The sequence below is a fragment of the Roseateles microcysteis genome (genome assembly GCF_036880965.1).
Taxonomy (GTDB): domain Bacteria; phylum Pseudomonadota; class Gammaproteobacteria; order Burkholderiales; family Burkholderiaceae_C; genus JAUASW01.
The window spans coordinates 710742-726409 of record NZ_JBAJMV010000001.1 but is presented as its reverse complement, the minus strand read 5'-3'; the positions used below and the strand labels follow the sequence as shown (position 1 = coordinate 726409).

At 67.3% G+C, this 15668-nt stretch carries 13 protein-coding genes and 1 other RNA gene; 9 read left to right on the top strand and 5 right to left on the bottom strand.

The window, feature by feature from the left end; translation table 11 throughout:
* Positions 1 to 116: 116 nt before the first annotated feature.
* The 3 genes from ffs to V3596_RS03350 all read right to left on the bottom strand — a co-directional run bounded on the left by ffs (position 117) and on the right by V3596_RS03350 (position 1780).
* Positions 117 to 214: signal recognition particle sRNA small type (gene ffs, locus V3596_RS03360), an RNA gene on the bottom strand.
* Between the two features lie 41 nt (positions 215 to 255).
* Positions 256 to 633 (bottom strand): SirB2 family protein, encoded by a 378-nt coding sequence (locus tag V3596_RS03355; protein ID WP_334276179.1) that lies wholly within the window; start codon positions 631 to 633, stop codon positions 256 to 258.
* Between the two features lie 22 nt (positions 634 to 655).
* Entirely contained in the window at positions 656 to 1780 is a 1125-nt protein-coding gene (locus V3596_RS03350; protein ID WP_334276178.1) for an AIR synthase-related protein, read from the bottom strand.
* An 85-nt stretch (positions 1781 to 1865) separates the two neighbouring features.
* Between V3596_RS03350 and V3596_RS03345 the strand changes: the two genes are divergently transcribed.
* The 5 genes from V3596_RS03345 (at position 1866) to V3596_RS03325 (ending at position 7684) form a co-directional block, all read left to right on the top strand.
* Positions 1866 to 4328 (top strand): O-linked N-acetylglucosamine transferase family protein, encoded by a 2463-nt coding sequence (locus V3596_RS03345; protein ID WP_334276177.1) that lies wholly within the window; start codon positions 1866 to 1868, stop codon positions 4326 to 4328.
* Between the two features lie 68 nt (positions 4329 to 4396).
* Positions 4397 to 6331 (top strand): DNA polymerase III subunit gamma/tau, encoded by a 1935-nt coding sequence (gene dnaX, locus V3596_RS03340; RefSeq protein ID WP_334276176.1) that lies wholly within the window; start codon positions 4397 to 4399, stop codon positions 6329 to 6331.
* 11 nt (positions 6332 to 6342) lie between these two features.
* A complete protein-coding gene (locus tag V3596_RS03335) occupies positions 6343 to 6669 on the top strand; it encodes a YbaB/EbfC family nucleoid-associated protein (RefSeq protein WP_334276175.1) in 327 nt (108 codons plus the stop codon).
* A 4-nt stretch (positions 6670 to 6673) separates the two neighbouring features.
* On the top strand, positions 6674 to 7255 hold the full coding sequence (gene recR, locus V3596_RS03330; RefSeq protein WP_334276174.1) for a recombination mediator RecR: 582 nt from the start codon (positions 6674 to 6676) through the stop codon (positions 7253 to 7255).
* Between the two features lie 39 nt (positions 7256 to 7294).
* The gene (locus tag V3596_RS03325) at positions 7295 to 7684 is read left to right on the top strand and encodes an MAPEG family protein (protein ID WP_334276173.1); all 390 of its coding nucleotides are present in this window, start codon (positions 7295 to 7297) and stop codon (positions 7682 to 7684) included.
* Here the strand turns inward: V3596_RS03325 and V3596_RS03320 are convergent.
* Together V3596_RS03320 and gloB are read right to left on the bottom strand one after the other, a co-directional pair.
* Positions 7677 to 9281 (bottom strand): transglycosylase SLT domain-containing protein, encoded by a 1605-nt coding sequence (locus V3596_RS03320; RefSeq protein ID WP_334276172.1) that lies wholly within the window; start codon positions 9279 to 9281, stop codon positions 7677 to 7679. The two genes, V3596_RS03325 and V3596_RS03320, sit on opposite strands and share 8 nt — an antisense overlap.
* Complete coding sequence (gene gloB / locus V3596_RS03315) at positions 9278 to 10075, bottom strand: hydroxyacylglutathione hydrolase (RefSeq protein ID WP_334276171.1); 798 nt, start codon at positions 10073 to 10075, stop codon at positions 9278 to 9280. Before gloB ends, V3596_RS03320 begins: the two co-directional genes overlap by 4 nt.
* Before the next feature lie 2 nt (positions 10076 to 10077).
* Here gloB and V3596_RS03310 point away from each other — a divergent pair, with 2 nt between their 5' ends.
* The 4 genes from V3596_RS03310 (at position 10078) to V3596_RS03295 (ending at position 15657) form a co-directional block, all read left to right on the top strand.
* The gene (locus V3596_RS03310) at positions 10078 to 10854 is read left to right on the top strand and encodes a class I SAM-dependent methyltransferase (RefSeq protein WP_334276170.1); all 777 of its coding nucleotides are present in this window, start codon (positions 10078 to 10080) and stop codon (positions 10852 to 10854) included.
* Positions 10851 to 11312 carry a ribonuclease HI gene (gene rnhA, locus V3596_RS03305; protein ID WP_334276169.1) on the top strand — a complete coding sequence of 154 codons (462 nt, stop codon included), beginning with the start codon at positions 10851 to 10853 and terminating at the stop codon, positions 11310 to 11312. Before V3596_RS03310 ends, rnhA begins: the two co-directional genes overlap by 4 nt.
* Before the next feature lie 258 nt (positions 11313 to 11570).
* A complete protein-coding gene (locus V3596_RS03300) occupies positions 11571 to 12569 on the top strand; it encodes an efflux RND transporter periplasmic adaptor subunit (RefSeq protein ID WP_334276168.1) in 999 nt (332 codons plus the stop codon).
* A 13-nt stretch (positions 12570 to 12582) separates the two neighbouring features.
* Positions 12583 to 15657, top strand: a complete 3075-nt coding sequence (locus tag V3596_RS03295; RefSeq protein ID WP_334276167.1) for an efflux RND transporter permease subunit — start codon at positions 12583 to 12585, stop codon at positions 15655 to 15657.
* The last annotated feature ends 11 nt before the right edge of the window (positions 15658 to 15668 follow it).

Below are 15668 nucleotides of genomic sequence, written 5' to 3'. Positions count from 1 at the left end.
GGGCCAATGCGCATGCGAGGACGCGCGCGGCCGACTCTTACCAAGCGATACATCCGCCGGTGAAGGAAGTCAGGGGGAGGAAAGACGGGAGGAGCGACGGGAGCAGAGAAGGGAGGGTTGACGAGCCTTACCCCCGGCACTGGTCACAACGGCTAGGGCTGCTTGGTTCCCCACCTGACCCGGTTGGCCGCGCTTCCATGCGAGGAGGCCCGTCAGCGCGCATTGTATGCGAGCCGCGAGGCCCTCCCCATGAAGTCAGAGACCCAGCAGGCCTTGGCGCATATAGGCCGCTGCCATTGCATACGCCATCGCCAGCACCGCAGCAAGGTAGCCGAGCGAACGTTGCGGGTGAGCGCCGAAGGCAATGTGGGCGCAGGCGAAATAGACCAGGAGTGCGATCAGCTTGCCGAGCAGCCAGCCATCGCGCGGGATGCTGTAGTACAGCGACCCCCAGAGGCTGAGGCCGGTGATGATCATCAGCGTGTTGGCACCGAACACGAGGATCAGGATCGGCCCTTCCTTGGCCCATTGCACACCCAGCTGATAGGCCAGGCCCCGGCCGCAGAACAGCAGCATGCTCGCCCACGCCATCACGACGTGGAGCTTGACCATCTGCGGGTAGAACCAGTCCATTTCGGTCCCGGTGACAGCGGTCTCAGCGCAGCTGCAGGTCGTCGTCGCTGAAACGGATCTCCAGCGGTTCGATCAGCAGCTGTTTCGGGCCTTCTTCCAGCGCCCCGGCCACCCAGGCATCAATGCCGCAGGCCTTGGAGATTTCAACGGTGCGCGCGGCATCTTCCGCCTTGACGAAGATGGCAAAACCGGCGCCCATGTTCAGCGTGGAATAGGCTTCGCGGTCATCCTGCTTGGCCTGCTCCTGCATGAACTTCAAGACCGGTGTGACCGGCGGCACCGTGTGGATGCGGTAGGTGAACTGCGCCGGGTGGCGCAAGAGCTTGCGCCAGCCGTGACCGGTGATGTTGGCGCAGTAATGCGGCGTGATGCCGGCCTTGTACAGCGCTTCGGTCACGGGCGAATAAAGCACGGTGGGCGCCAGCAGCGCTTCGCCATACGTGAGGCCGGGCTCGATCTCGGTCAGGTAGCCCTTGGGCAGGCGCTCGACCAGCTTGCGCGCCAGAGACAGGCCATTGGCATGGATGCCGCTGGAGGCGAGCAGCACGATGGCGTCGCCTGCGCCGAGCTTGTCGCCCACCGAGAGGCGTTCCTTGGGATTGATCAGGCCGGTGCAGGAAGCCGCCAGGTCGATGCGGCCGTCTTCAACGATGCCGGCCAGCGCCGGTGTTTCGCCGCCGCCCCAGGCGACCTGGCAGGTGTCGCAGGCCTTCTTCCAGCCTTCGACCAGGGCCTGCGAGCGCAGCTTGTCGCCGAACCAGTCGGAGCCACCGGCGGCCCAGTAGGCCTGCACCACCAGCGGCGTGGCGCCGACGGTGATCAGGTCGTTGATCGCCATGGCGATCGTGTCTTGCGCGATGCCGGCAAAGAAGCTCTTGCCGGTCAGCTTGGCCATCTCGTCGGCCACCAGGGTCTTGGTGCCCAGGCATTCGACGATGGAGGCCAGGTAGAAGGGGCCCACATCCACCACATAGGCCGACTCGCCGCGCGAGGCCAGCACCTCCGTGAAGCCATGGCCGCCCAGGTGGGCGCCGGTGGCCGCGGCCGCGCGCTGCGCAGCGATCTTCATCGGATCGATCAGGTCGTAATTGACCCCCGCTTGTTCATAGCTGAGGGTGTCGGGGGAAGAGGGGGCGTGCGAGCTCATAACGCGGGATTATCGTTCAGTGAAATCGATGCAAGTGCCTTGCTACACTGCGCGGCCGTTGAAAGCGGCTAGACAAGAGGTTGACTTGAAGACGGACAGAAACGCGCCTTGCCCTTGCGGCAGCGGACTGAAGTACAAGAAGTGCCACGGCAACCCGCTGGCCCCGGCTCCAGCGCCTGCAGTGCCCGTGGTGGCCGCCAGCAGTGCGGCAATCCTGATGCCGGAGCGTGTGTTCGCACAGGCCCTTGAACACCACACCGGCGGTGAGCTGGTCCAGGCTGCCGCGCTCTACCAGGACCTGCTGCTGGCCCATCCCCGCAACCCTGATGTCCTGCACAACCTCGGACTGGTGCTGTTTCAGCAGGGTGACTTCGATGCGGCGCTGGAGCAGATCCAGAGGGCGATTTCCTTCGCGCCGGCACGGCTGGAATTCATCGCCAGCCGCGCGGCCCTGAAGGTGTCGCGCGGTGAGCATGCCGAAGCTGTTGCTGACTACGAGCGCGTTGGTGGTGCCCTTGACGGCGATGCGCTGCACAACTACTCGGTTGCCCTGGGTCGCCTGGGCCGTACGCAGGCTGCGCTGGCGGTCTGCCGGCAGCGCATTGCGCAGGCGCCGGCCGACGCACGCGCCCACGGCCAGCTCGGCAACCTGCTGACCGATGCCGGGCAGTTCGAAGCGGCAGAGCGGGCCTATCGCGAGGCGCTGCGGCTGCGCGCCGACGACAGCGCGACCCACAGCAATATGCTGCTGATGCTCAACTACAGCGAGCATCTCGATGCTGCTGCCCTGCTGCGGGAACATCGCGCCTACGGGGAGCAGCATGGCGGCATCTGGCACAGCCTGCCGCCGCTTCATGCCAATGAGCGTACGGTGTCGCGGCGCCTGCGCTTCGGTTTCCTGTCGCCTGATTTCGGCGAGCATCCGGTGGGCTATCTGTTCGAGCCCCTGCTGGCCAATCTTGACCAAAGCCGCTTCGAGCCTTTGCTGTACGCCACGCGCCAGCGCAACGATGCACTGAGCCACCGCCTGCGTGCCACCGGCGCGGCCTGGCGCGAATGCCATGCACTGAGTGATGCTGAGCTGGTCGGACTGCTGCGCCGAGACCGCGTCGATGTGCTGATCGATCTCGCAGGCCACACGGCCGGGAACCGCCTTGCCGCCATGGCCCGCGGTGCGGCGCCGGTCCAGATCAGCTATCTGGGCTATCCCACAACGACCGGCCTGGCGGCCATCGGCCATCGTTTCAGCGATGCCCTGATCGATCCGCCCGGCAGCGATGCTGGCACCGAGCAGACATTGCATCTGACGGGTGGCATGTTCCGTTACGCACCTCCGCCTGAAGCGCCAGAGGTGAGCCCGCCGCCGTTGCTGAACGACGGCCGCGCGACGTTCGGCTGCTACTGCAATTTCTCCAAGGTCACGGCGGGCACCCTGGCGCTATGGGCTCAGGTCCTGAAGGCGACACCAGCTTCGCGCCTGCTGCTCAAGGCGGCAGCCTTGGCTGATGCGGACACTGCAGCCGGCTTGCTGAGCCGTCTGGCGGCGCTCGGCGTTGCAGCGGAGCGCGTGCAGCTGCTGGGCTGGACAGGCTATGCCGAGCATCTCGCGGACTATGCCCGCATTGACGTGATGCTGGACACCTCGCCGTTCAATCTCGCCGGCAATACCTGCGAGGCGCTGTGGATGGGCGTGCCGGTCGTCAGCCTGCGCGGTGCCCGGCCCGCTGCCCGCATGGGCGCGTCGCTGCTCACTGCAGCAGGCCGGCCCGAGTGGGTGGCCGAGGATGAAAACCAGTTCGTGCAGATCGCCTGCCAGTTGGTCAAGGACGCCAAGGCGCTGGCCGCCTTGCGGGTCGGCCAGCGCCAGGCCTTGCGCGCGTCAAGCTTGCTGGACGGCGCCAGCCTGGCGCGCCAGATCGAGGACCATTGCCAGCGCCTGTTCGCGGCCTGGGCTGCGCAGGCCCAGCCCCTGGCTGCACAGGCGCGCGGCGTGCTCCATGTGGGCTGTGGCAGCCCGGAGGCAGGCAAGCTGCCGGCCTATTTCGATGCCTCGATCTGGCGTGAACTGCGCCTGGACATCGACAAGCAGGTGGCGCCCGACTTCGTTGCATCGACCACCGACATGCATGTCGTGCCAGCCAGCAGCATGCAGGCGCTGTACTCCTCGCACAATGTCGAGCATCTCTATGTCAGCGAGGTGCCCAAGGCGCTGGGCGAGTTCCTGCGGGTGCTGGAGCCGGGGGGCTTCGCCTTGATCACGGTGCCTGACCTGAAGGCCGCTGCCGAGCGCGTGCTCCGCGACGAGCAGGAGCTGCCCATGTATCAGTCGCCGGCCGGCCCGATCAATGCGCTGGACATGATCTATGGCTATGCGCCCTTTGTCGAAGGCGGCAATGCCTTCATGATCCACAAGACCGGTTTTACCTGCCGTTCACTGGCCCAGGCGCTCACGCAGGCCGGGTTTGAGCGGGTGGTCGTACGTTCGCACGGCTTTGCCCTCTGGGCCGTGGCCTTCAAGCCGGCGGCCGGCGATGGCCAGCGCCCGTAAAATCCGCAGCTGAGCGTGCTGCATGCACGCCGCGGGGTTTCAAGCACCGCGCAGCAATAAGGTCATCCATGAGTTACCAGGTCCTCGCCCGCAAGTACCGCCCCCACAGCTTTGAAGAGCTGCGGGGCCAAGAGCATGTGGTGCAGGCCTTGGCCAATGCGCTCACGCAGCAGCGGCTGCATCACGCCTATCTGTTCACCGGTACCCGGGGGGTGGGCAAGACCACGGTGTCGCGGATCCTGGCCAAGAGCCTCAACTGCACCGGCGCCGACGGCCAGGGCACGATCACGGCCCGACCCTGTGGCCTGTGCGAGGCCTGCCGCGATATCGATGCCGGCCGTTTTGTCGACTATGTCGAGCTCGACGCGGCCTCGAACCGCGGCGTCGAGGAGATCTCGCAGCTGCTTGATCAGGCGGTCTACAAGCCGGTTGTCGGGCGCTTCAAGGTCTACATGATCGACGAAGTCCACATGCTCTCGAACACCGCCTTCAACGCGATGCTGAAGACGCTGGAGGAGCCGCCGGAGTACCTGAAGTTCGTTCTGGCCACGACCGACCCGCAAAAGGTGCCGGTGACGGTGCTGTCGCGCTGCCTGCAGTTCAATCTGCGCCCGATGGCGCCGCAGACGGTGCTCTCGCACCTGACCAGCGTGCTGCAGGCCGAGAACGTGCAAGCCGAGCCTGGCGCCTTGCGCCTGCTGGCCCGAGCCGCTCGCGGCTCGATGCGCGATGCGCTGTCCCTGACCGACCAGGCGATTGCCTTCGGTGCTGGCAGCCTGGCCGAGGCCGGCGTGCGCCAGATGCTGGGCACGGTGGACCGGGGCCATGTGGTGGCCATCCTTGATGCGCTGGTCGCTGCCAGCGGCCCTGATGTGGTGGCGCAGGCCGATGCCTTGCGCGACCTGGGACTCTCGGCCGCCGGCACGCTGGAAGACCTGGCTAGCCTTCTGCAGCAGATCGCCGTGGCACAGGCCGCGCCGGCCGCACTGGACGACGCCGACCCCGACAGCGCCGAAGCCCGCCGCCTGGCCGCCTCCTTGCCGGCCGACGAGGTGCAACTGATGTACAGCATGGCCCTGCATGGCCGTGCCGAACTGGGCCTGTCGCCCGACGAATACGCCGGCCTCCTGATGGTGCTCTTGCGCATGCTGGCCTTCCGGCCCGGTGGCGCGCAGCTGCCGCGTGGCGAGGCCGCTGCGCCGAAGCCGGCGAGCGCGCCGCTGCTGCGCAGCACGGCGGCCGTGGCAACGGTGCCTGTGGCGGCTGTTGCACCGCTGGTGATGGCCAGTGCACCCGTGCCCGCACCCGCACCCGTGCCCGTGCCCGTGCCCGTGCCCGCGCCCGTTGCAGCCGCACCTGCGCCAACACCGGTGGCCTCGAGGCCGGCGCCCGCCGACCTTGACGGCCCCAGCGCCCGCCTACGCCCGCGCCCGGTCGTCCATGTCGAACCCGAGCCTGAAGTGCATGCGGGTGGCGATGAGCCGCCGCCGTGGCTGGACGATGCCCCCATGGCAGACGACGAAGGTCAGCCGTTTGCTGAAGCGCCGGCTCCAGCGGCCACCGCCGCAAGCGCCAAGACCTATGCCTCGACCGCTGGCAATGAACCTGAGCTGCAGCCCACGCCCGAGGGCGAGCGCTGGCATCTGCTGGTCAAGGACCTGGGCCTGACGGCGCTGGCCCGCGAGCTGGCCATGCAGGCTCAATGCCTGGGCGAGCAGGGCGGTGTCTGGCGCCTGCGCGTCGAGCGTGAGTCGCTGCGGCAGCCGGCATTGCAAGACAAGCTGCAGGCCGCGCTCAGCGCTGCACTGGGCTCGCCGCAGACTGTCGAGCTGGAAGTCGGCATCGCCACCGATTCGCCTTCCCTGCGCGAGCTGGCCGCCACGCAGGCGCGCCAGCGCGCTGCCGAGAAAATCATTCTTCAAGACCCGGATGTGCTGCGCCTGATGAGCCAGTACCGCACCGCGCGCATCGTGCCCGGGTCGATCAAACCGCTGAATTCCTAGGAGATGCCACCATGATGAAGAACCAACTTGCCGGCCTGATGAAGCAGGCCCAGGCGATGCAGGACAACCTGAAGAAGGCGCAGGACGAGCTCGCCACCATCGAGGTCGAAGGCCAGTCGGGTTCGGGCCTGGTCAAGATCGTGATGACCTGCAAGCATGAAGTGAAGCGTGTCACCATCGACCCAAGCCTGCTGGCGGACGACAAGGACATGCTCGAAGACATGGTGGCCGCCGCCTTCAACGACGGCCTGCGCCGCGCCGAAGAAGTGAGCTCGGCCAAGATGGGCAAGCTGACGGCGGGCATGCCTCTGCCTGGCGGCATGAAGTTCCCCTTCTAACGCGTTGGCTGCTTTAGAAACGCTGATCGAGGCGCTTCGGCGCCTGCCTGGCGTGGGCCAGAAGTCGGCGCAGCGCATGGCCTATCACCTCCTGCAGCATGACCGCGAGGGTGCCCAGGTGCTCTCGAGAGCGCTGGCAGGAGCGGCGAGCGATATCGGTCATTGCGAGCGCTGCCACACCTTCAGCGAGGCGGCGCTGTGTCCGATCTGCGCCGACGAGCAACGCGATGCGCGGCTGCTCTGCGTGGTGGAGACACCGGCTGACCAGGCTGCGCTGGAGCGAACCGGCTCATTCCGGGGTTATTACTTCGTGCTGCTGGGCCGTGTGAGCCCGCTGGACGGCATTGGTGCGCGTCAGATCGGTGCCGAGCAATTGCTTGCCCGGGCGCAGGATGGCCGGGTCGAGGAGGTGATTCTCGCCACCAGCTTCACGGCCGAAGGCGAAGCCACCGCCCATGTGCTGGGCGAGGCCTTGCGTTCGCGACAGCTGCGCTCAACGCGTCTGGCGCGCGGCGTGCCGGTGGGCAGCGAGCTGGAATATGTGGACCTTGGCACCATTGCCCATGCCCTGGTCGACCGGCGCTGAGGCGCTGCTGAATCACCATCAAACTGCCAGGAGTTGCCCGTGAGTCTTGCCAATCTCTGCATCATTGCCGCCTGCTTGTTGCCTGTAGTGACTGCCGCGCTGGCAAAGGCCAAGGGCTTCGGCAAGCGCCGCCGTGATGGCGGCTATGACAACCACGACCCCCGCGGTTGGATGAGCAAGCAGCAAGGCTGGCAGGCCCGCGCCAACGCGGCACAGGCCAATGGCTTCGAGGCCCTGCCGCTGTTCATCGCCGGCGTATTGGTGGCTCAGCAATCGGGTGCCAGCCAGGGCCGCATCGACCAGCTGGCGATCGCCTTCGTGGTGCTGCGTCTGGTTTATGTGGCGCTCTATCTTGCCGATCAGGCCAGCCTGCGTTCGCTGGTCTGGGCTGTGGGCGTGGCGATCAGCATCGCCCTGTTCTTCATCTGAGTTGCGGCTGGCCTGCTGGCTTGGCTGAGGCCAGCCTCGCAGGCGCGGCCTTGGCCGGCGTGCGTGCCGGCTTCTGCGCCGATTTGCTGGTTCTGGACGTGTTGCTCGCCAGGCGCTGAGGTGTGCCGGCCTGGGCCGGATTCAGGAACAACACCACTGCCTGGCCGGGCTTGAACGAGGCCTTGCTCGAGACCTTGTTCCACTGCGCCACCTGCGACCTGCTGACCTTGTAGCGCGCCGCCACGGTGGCAACGCTCTCGCCCTTGCCGGCCTTGTGCGTCACGCGCCTGAGCGGTGGCACATCGGGTGCGAGGTTCATGCTGGCGTTGTCGGCCAGGTGCTCCGAGACGTCCTGGTTGCGCTTGGCGGTGCGTGGCACGAGCAGCGTGGAGCCGCCCTTGACCAGCATCTTGGGCGGGATCTTGTTGATCTCGCGCAGCTGCGCTTCGCTCATGCCGACCTGCTTGGCCGCGTCGGCCGGCTTCATGGTCCTGGGCACGACCCAGGCCGTCCAGCTGGCGAGCTGGCCGCGGTGTGCCGCCAGGTTGGTGACGAAGCGGCCTGCGTTGTCGTAGGGAAGCAGCAGTTGCGCCGTGGCGTTCGCCAGCACCACCGGCTTGTTCATCTGCGGATTGAAGAGCTTGAAGTCATCGATCTCCATCTCGGCCAGCCGGGCGGCCAGCTCCACGTCGATGTCGCGCTCGATGTTGACACTCAGGAAGTACGGATGGTTGGCGACCGGTGGCAGGTTCAGGGAGAAGCGCGCCGGGTCCAGCACGATGTTCTTCACCGCCTGGAGCTTCGGTATGTAGTAGCGCGTCTCGTCCGGCATCTTGATGCTGCCGTAGTCGGTCGGCAGGCCCAGTCGTTCATTGCGCGCAATCGCCTTGGCCACATTGCCCTGGCCCCAGTTGTAGGCGGCCAGAGCCAGGTGCCAGTCGCCGAACTGCTTGTACAGGCGGCCCAGGTAGTCCAGCGCGGCGCGCGTCGAGGCCAGCACGTCGCGACGGTCGTCGCGGAAGATGTTCTGCTTCAGCGAGAAATCGCGGCCCGTGGCCGGCATGAACTGCCACATGCCCACGGCCTTGGCGCTGGACTTGGCATCGGTGACGAAGGCGCTTTCGACAAAGGGCAGGAGCGCCAGCTCGGTGGGCATGCCGCGCTTCTCCAGTTCCTCGATGATGTGGAACAGGTAGCGGCTGCCGCGCTCGGTCATGCGGCCCACATAGTCGGGGCGGCTGCCGTACCAGGCCTCGGCGCGGCGCACGCCGTCGTTGTCCAGCTCGGGCATGGCAAAGCCCGCGCGCATGCGGCTCCACAGGTCAGCATGGGCGGCGGGCGCATCCAGGTCGATCTTGCGTTCCGGGTTCAGCGTGTCCTGCAGCAGCGCGGTGTCAGGCTTCGCTGCGACCTCGGCGGCGGGCGCTGGCACGACGACAGCGGGCGCCGGTGCCGGCGCGGCGACGGCCGCAGCCTCCACCACGGGCGCCGGCACCTCGCTCGGCGGCGGCTGCATGCCGGCGCAGCCGCTCAGGAGGGCGGCGCACAGGGCGAGGATCAGGGGCTGCAGTCGAGCGTTCGGTGTCTTCAGGATCATCGGTATTCGTTCTTCCATTGCCGCAGGGTGGCGAAGACCGCAACGCGGTCGGCGTTGGCGGCAAGGGGTGTGGTGGATGCGCTGGCGCGCTGCACTGCGCTCTGGCGCAGGGCCGCTTCATCGGCGCGCAGGAAGGGATTGATGCGTCGCTCGGTTGCGATGCTGGAGGGCAAGGTGGGCAGCGCTTGCTCTCGCAAGGACTTGCAACGCGCGACGTAGTCGCTCAGGTCTTCATTCTCGGGGTCGACGGCCTGCGCGAACTTCAGATTCGACAGCGTGTATTCATGGGCGCAACAAACGCGCGCATCGCCGGGCAGCGCTGCCAGCTTGTCCAGCGAATCCAACATCTGCGCCGGCGTGCCCTCGAACAGGCGGCCACATCCGCCCGAGAACAAGGTATCGCCGCAGAAGAGGATGGGCGCGCTGCCGTCAGTCGGGTCGCGCAGGAAGAAGGCGACATGGCCGGCCGTGTGGCCCGGCACCTCGATCACCTCGAAGCGCTGGCCCAGCAGCTCGACGCTTTCGCCCTCGACCACTTGCCGGTCCAGACCCTGGATGCCTTCGCTGCCGGTGCCGATGACCGGCCCCTGCAGATGCGGGCGCAGAGGGGCCAGGCCGCCGACATGATCGGCATGGTGGTGGGTCACTAGAATGCCGGCGAGGCGCAGGCCTGTGTCGGCCAGGGCCGCGAGCACAGGCGCTGCGTCGCCCGGATCGACCACGAGGGCTTCAAGGCCATCGTGGAGCATCCAGATGTAGTTGTCAGAAAAAGCGGGCAGGGCGACGAGTTTCATGAATGACGCGTGATGCCTCGATTGTAGAGTTGGCCGACTGGCTGCAGACCGCCCCCGGGCGCTATCTGCTGGCCTGGGAACAGCAACGCCTGGACGTGGCTGTTGCCGATCGTTTCGGCTTTCATGCGCTGCAGCTCGGCCTGCCCGAGCTCGATGCGCTGCGCGCCAACCGCATGCCTCAGCGCTGGCTGGCGCAGGATGGGCAGGAGCAGCAGCCGGCAGCGCGCGTCGTCTTGCGCTGCGACTTCGATGCCCTGCCTTTTGCTTCGAACAGCCTGGACCTGATCGTGCTGCCGCATGCGCTGGAGTTGTCGCGCGACCCGCACCAGACACTGCGCGAGGTCGAGCGGGTGCTGCGGCCGGAGGGGCGGCTCGTGATCAACGGCTTCAATCCGGTCAGCCTCTGGGGCTTGCGGCAGAATTGCGGCCGTCTGCTGGGCGCCAGGCGCCGGCTCTTCATGCCCAGGGCGGGCGAATACATCGGCTACTGGCGACTGCGGGACTGGTTGCGGCTCTTGAGCTTCGAGGTCGAGGCGGCCGAGTTTGGCGGTTATGCGCCTCCGCTGCGCAGCGAGAAATGGCTGGATCGCTGGTCCTGGATCGAGCGCATCGGCAAGCGCTGGTGGCCGGTGCTGGGTGCCGTCTATTTCGTCGTGGCAGTCAAGCGGGTCCATGGCATGCGCCTGGTCGGCCTTGCCAAGCGCAGCGCACGTGCGCGCCAGGCCGCGCCGGCTGTCGTCACGCAGAACACACACAAACATTCACAGAAGCATCAATGAGCGAATCCAAACCTGCAGCCATGCCCAAGCCCGTCGTGGTGATCTACACCGACGGTGCCTGCAAGGGCAACCCCGGCCGCGGCGGCTGGGGCGCCTGGCTGTCGTCGGCCGGCCATGAGAAGGAGTTGTGGGGCGGCGAGGCCAGCACCACCAACAACCGCATGGAACTGACCGCCCCGATCGAGGCGCTGGCCTCCCTGAAGCGCTCCTGCAAGATCACGATCTATACCGACAGCGAGTACGTCCGCAAGGGCATGACGGAGTGGATCTCCGGCTGGCAGCGCCGAGGCTGGAAGACGGCCGACGGCAAGCCGGTGAAGAATGTGGAGCTGTGGCAGCGGCTGGAAGCTCTGTGCAAGCTGCATGAAGTGCAATGGCGCTGGGTCAAGGGCCATGCCGGCGACCCGGGCAATGAACGCGCAGATGCGCTGGCCAACCGGGGCGTCAGCGGCGCCTGAAGGCGCGCCGATGGGCTGAACAGCGCCCATCACTGAAGTCATGGTCGCCGGCAGTCGCTACAGTGCGCGCTGGAGACAAGAATGACTCAGACTCGTTTGACCAAGCAGCGCGGCCGTGTCCGCGCGACGTCCCTGATCGCCATTGCGGCTCTGGCATCCCTCAGCGCGGGTGCGTGGTGGTGGCAGCACCGCATGCCCGCAGGGGTGAACACAGCCGAAGCCGCAAAGCCGGCTTCTGCCCCCGCCGCTGGCACCCCCGTGAGCGTGGAGCTCGGCCATGTTCAGGCAATGGCCGTGGAGGACGATGTCCAGGCCGTGGGCACCCTGCGGGCGCAGCAGTCGGTGGTGCTCAAGCCCGAGGTCAGCGGCCGCGTGGTCAGGATCGGCTTTGCCGACGGTCAGCGCGTGCGCAAGGGCCAGGTCCTGGTGCAGCTCGACGACAGCCTGCAGGCAGCGCAGCTGCAGCAGGCCGAGGCGCAGGCCGCCATCTCGCGGACTCAATTGCAGCGCAACCGCGAGCTGCTGGCGCAGAGCTTCGTCTCGGCCAGCGTGGTGGACCAGGCCCAAGCCGCCCTGCAGGTTGCGGAGGCCCAGGTTGCTCTGAGCCGCGCCCAGCTGGAGCGCATGCGTTTGCTGGCGCCCTTCGATGGCGCCGCCGGCATCCGTACCGTCAATCTCGGCGACTACGTGAAGGACGGCAGCGAGCTCGTGAACCTGGAAGACGCCTCGACCATGTGGGTGGACTTCCGCCTGCCCGAGCGCGACGTGCCGCGGCTGCGGCGTGGCCAGCCGGTGGAGGTGTCGCTCGATGCGCTGCCCGGCCAGCTTTTGAAGGCTGAAGTCGAGGCCACCGACGCGCTGGTGGACGTGAACGGCCGTTCGCTCCTGGTGCGTGCGCGCCTGAAGGGCAACACCAGCAGCCTGCGCAGCGGCCTGTTCGCGCGCGTGCGCCTGGTTTTCTCGTCCCGGCCCGAGGCCTTGATGGTGCCCGAGGAGGCCCTGGTGCCTCAGGGCGGCAAGCAGTTCGTGATCAAGGCCGTTGAAGGTCCGAACGGCCTGGTGGCGCAGAAGATCGAAGCGAAGCTGGGCTTGCGCCAGCCCGGCCGGGTGGAGCTGCTGGGCGGCGTGAAGCCGGGCGACCGCGTCGTGACGGCCGGCCACACCCGGCTCAATCGCGGCGACGGCCAGGCCCTGAAGGCCGTGGAAGTGGCCGGCGCTGCGCCGGTCGGTTCGGCGCCATCGACCGCGCTGCGCTGAAGGAGCAGCCGCCATGCGCCTGTCCGAAATCTCGATCCGCCGCCCGGTCTTCGCGACCGTGATGTCGCTGGTGCTGCTGCTGGTCGGCCTGGTCTCGTTCAACAAGCTCTCACTGCGCGAGTACCCGCGCATCGACGAGCCGGTGGTCACGGTCAGCACCCGCTTGGTCGGCGCCTCCAGCGAGGTGATCGAGGGCCAGGTCACCAAGCCGCTGGAAGACTCGATCTCCGGCATCGACGGCGTGGACGTGGTCACCTCGTTCTCGCGCTCCGAGTCCAGCCAGATCAGCGTGCGCTTCAAGCTCGAGAAGAACCCCGACGATGCCGCCGCCGATGTGCGCGACCGTGTGGCCCGCGTGCGCGGCCGCCTGCCCACGGCGGTGGATGAGCCCGTGGTCTCCAAGGTCGAGGCGGATGCCTCGCCAACGATCTGGATCGCTTTCACCAGCGACACCATGGACCCGCTGCAGATCACCGACCTGGTGAACCGCGTGGTGCGGCCGCGGCTGCAGACGATTCCTGGCGTGGCCGATGTGCAATTCGGCGGCGACCGCCGCTACGCCATGCGCATCTGGCTCGACGCCGACCGGCTGGCCGCTCACCGCCTGACGGTGCAGGAAGTGGAGGACGCGCTGCGCAAGCAGAACCTCGAGGTGCCCGCCGGCCGTATCGAAAGCCAGCAGCGTGAGTTCAACGTCACCTCCCGCACCGACCTGAACACGCCGGCCCAGTTCGGCGACGTAGTGCTGAAGTCCGTCAGCGGTTTCAGCGTCAAGCTCAAGGACGTGGCCCGCATCGAGGAGGCCGCCGCCAGCGAGCGCTCGCGCGTGCGCTTCAATGGCGTGCCCTCGGTGTCGCTGGGTGTGATCCGCCAGGCCACTGCCAATCCTCTGGACGTTGCTGGCGGCGTCAACGCGCTGTTGCCGGCGCTGCGGCAAGACCTGCCCCCGGGCCTCAACGTCCGGCTGGCCAATGACAATTCGATCTTCATCGCCCGCTCGATCACGGCGGTCTACACCACCATTGCCGAAGCCGTGGTGCTGGTGGCCCTGGTGGTGTTCGTGTTCCTGCGCACCCTGCGGGCCTCGATCATTCCGTTGGTGACGATCCCGATCAGCCTGATCGGCAGCTTCGCCCTGATGGCAGCCGCCGGCTTCACCATCAATACCTTGACCCTGCTGGCCCTGGTGCTGGCCATCGGCCTGGTGGTGGACGATGCCATCGTCGTGCTCGAGAACATCTACCGCCACATCGAGGAGGGGATGCAGCCCTTCCAGGCGGCGCTGAAGGGCGCCCAGGAAATCGCGTTCGCCGTGCTGGCGATGACGCTCACGCTCGCGGCAGTGTTCGCGCCGCTGGCGTTCACGCCGGGCCGCACCGGACGCCTCTTCGTCGAGTTCGCCCTGACGCTGGCCGGCGCCGTGGTGGTGTCGGGCTTTGTCGCACTGACGCTCACGCCGATGATGTGCAGCAAGCTCCTGCGCCACAACCCGAGCCCGAACCGCTTTGACCGCGGCGTCGATGCCTTCCTGAACTGGTTGAGCCGGCGCTATTCGCTGGCCCTGCGCGCCGTGCTGGCGCAACGCTGGATCGTGGTGCTGGTGATGCTGGCCTGCGGCGGCGGCAGCTGGTGGTTGTTCAGCAAGGCCAAGTCGGAGCTGGCGCCGCTGGAGGACCGTGGCGTCATCATCATGCCGGTCAATGCGCCCGACGGCGCCACGCTGGAGTTCACGGCGCGCTATCTCGATGCCATCGAGAAGATCACCGCAGGCTACCCCGAGTTCGACCGCCGCTTCTTCTTCATGGGCGGTGGCAATGTGGCCCAGGGCACGGCCATCATGCGTACGGTCGACTGGTCTGAGCGCAAGCGCTCGACGCCCGAGCTGGCCCGCGCGCTCCTGCCTCAGATGGCGGCGCTGCCCGGTGTGCAGGCCTTCCCGATCACGCCCTCCAGCCTGGGCCAGGGCTTCCGCGAGCGGCCGATCAACTATGTGCTGGTGACCGGTGACAGCTACGAGAACCTCGCCAAGGTGACGCAGGCCTTGATGGCCGAACTGGCCAAGAACCCCGGCTTCGTGCAGCCAGACAATGACCTGCGCCTGAACAAGCCCGAGATCTTCATGGACGTGGACCGCGAGCGTGCGGCCGACCTCGGCGTCTCGGTGGATGCGGTGGCGCGCACGGTGGAAACCATGCTCGGCAGCCGCGTGGTCACGCGCTACAAGCGCGACGCCGAGCAGTACGACGTGATGGTGCAGACCGAGGCCGGCGGCCGCGTGACGCCGGAGCAGATCGAGCGCCTGTTCGTGCGTGGTCGCAACGACACCATGGTGCCGCTGTCCAGCCTCGTGAAGGTGCGCGAGGCGGTGAGTCCGCGCGAGCTGAACCACTTCAACCAGCGCCGCTCGGTGTCGGTCACGGCCAATCTGGCGCCGGGCTATTCCACCGGCGAGGCCCTGGCCTACCTGGACGCCACGGCGCGCAAGGTCCTGCCGGTGGGCTACTCGACCGAGCTCAATGGCGTCAGCCGCGAGTTCCGTGCGGCCAGCGGCGCGCTGGGCCTGGTGTTCGTGCTGGCTTTGCTGTTCATCTTCCTGGTGCTGTCGGCGCAGTTCGAGAGCTTCATCGACCCCTTCGTGATCATGCTGTCGGTGCCGCTGTCGATGGTGGGCGCGCTGGCGGCCTTGCAGTGGGCAGGGGGCACGCTGAACGTCTATTCGCAGATCGGCCTGATCACGCTGGTAGGCCTGATCACCAAGCACGGCATCTTGATCGTCGAGTTCAGCAACCAGCTTCGCCAGCAGGGCCGCACGGTGACCGAGGCGGTGGTCGAGGCCGCCACGCTGCGGCTGCGCCCCATCCTCATGACCACCGGCGCCATGGTCCTTGGCGCCTTGCCCCTGGCACTTGCCAGCGGTGCAGGCGCCGAAAGCCGGCAGCAGATCGGCTGGGTCATCGTGGGCGGCATGAGCGTGGGCACGCTGCTCACCATCTTCGTCGTGCCGACCATGTACACCCTGTTCGCGCGCCAGCGGGTGCCGGGCGAGATCACGACGCCGGCGCTGGCGAGCAGCGCTGCCGGGGACTGACAGCCCGGTTT

Bases quoted from the DNA above. Each gene is read 5' to 3' on its own strand.
- V3596_RS03355 (WP_334276179.1), bottom strand. From the start codon at position 633: ATGGACTGGTTCTACCCGCAGATGGTCAAGCTCCACGTCGTGATGGCG.
- V3596_RS03350 (WP_334276178.1), bottom strand. From the start codon at position 1,780: ATGAGCTCGCACGCCCCCTCTTCCCCCGACACCCTCAGCTATGAACAA.
- dnaX (WP_334276176.1), top strand. From the start codon at position 4,397: ATGAGTTACCAGGTCCTCGCCCGCAAGTACCGCCCCCACAGCTTTGAA.
- V3596_RS03335 (WP_334276175.1), top strand. From the start codon at position 6,343: ATGATGAAGAACCAACTTGCCGGCCTGATGAAGCAGGCCCAGGCGATG.
- V3596_RS03320 (WP_334276172.1), bottom strand. From the start codon at position 9,281: ATGATCCTGAAGACACCGAACGCTCGACTGCAGCCCCTGATCCTCGCC.
- gloB (WP_334276171.1), bottom strand. From the start codon at position 10,075: ATGAAACTCGTCGCCCTGCCCGCTTTTTCTGACAACTACATCTGGATG.
- V3596_RS03310 (WP_334276170.1), top strand. From the start codon at position 10,078: ATGACGCGTGATGCCTCGATTGTAGAGTTGGCCGACTGGCTGCAGACC.
- rnhA (WP_334276169.1), top strand. From the start codon at position 10,851: ATGAGCGAATCCAAACCTGCAGCCATGCCCAAGCCCGTCGTGGTGATC.
- V3596_RS03295 (WP_334276167.1), top strand. From the start codon at position 12,583: ATGCGCCTGTCCGAAATCTCGATCCGCCGCCCGGTCTTCGCGACCGTG.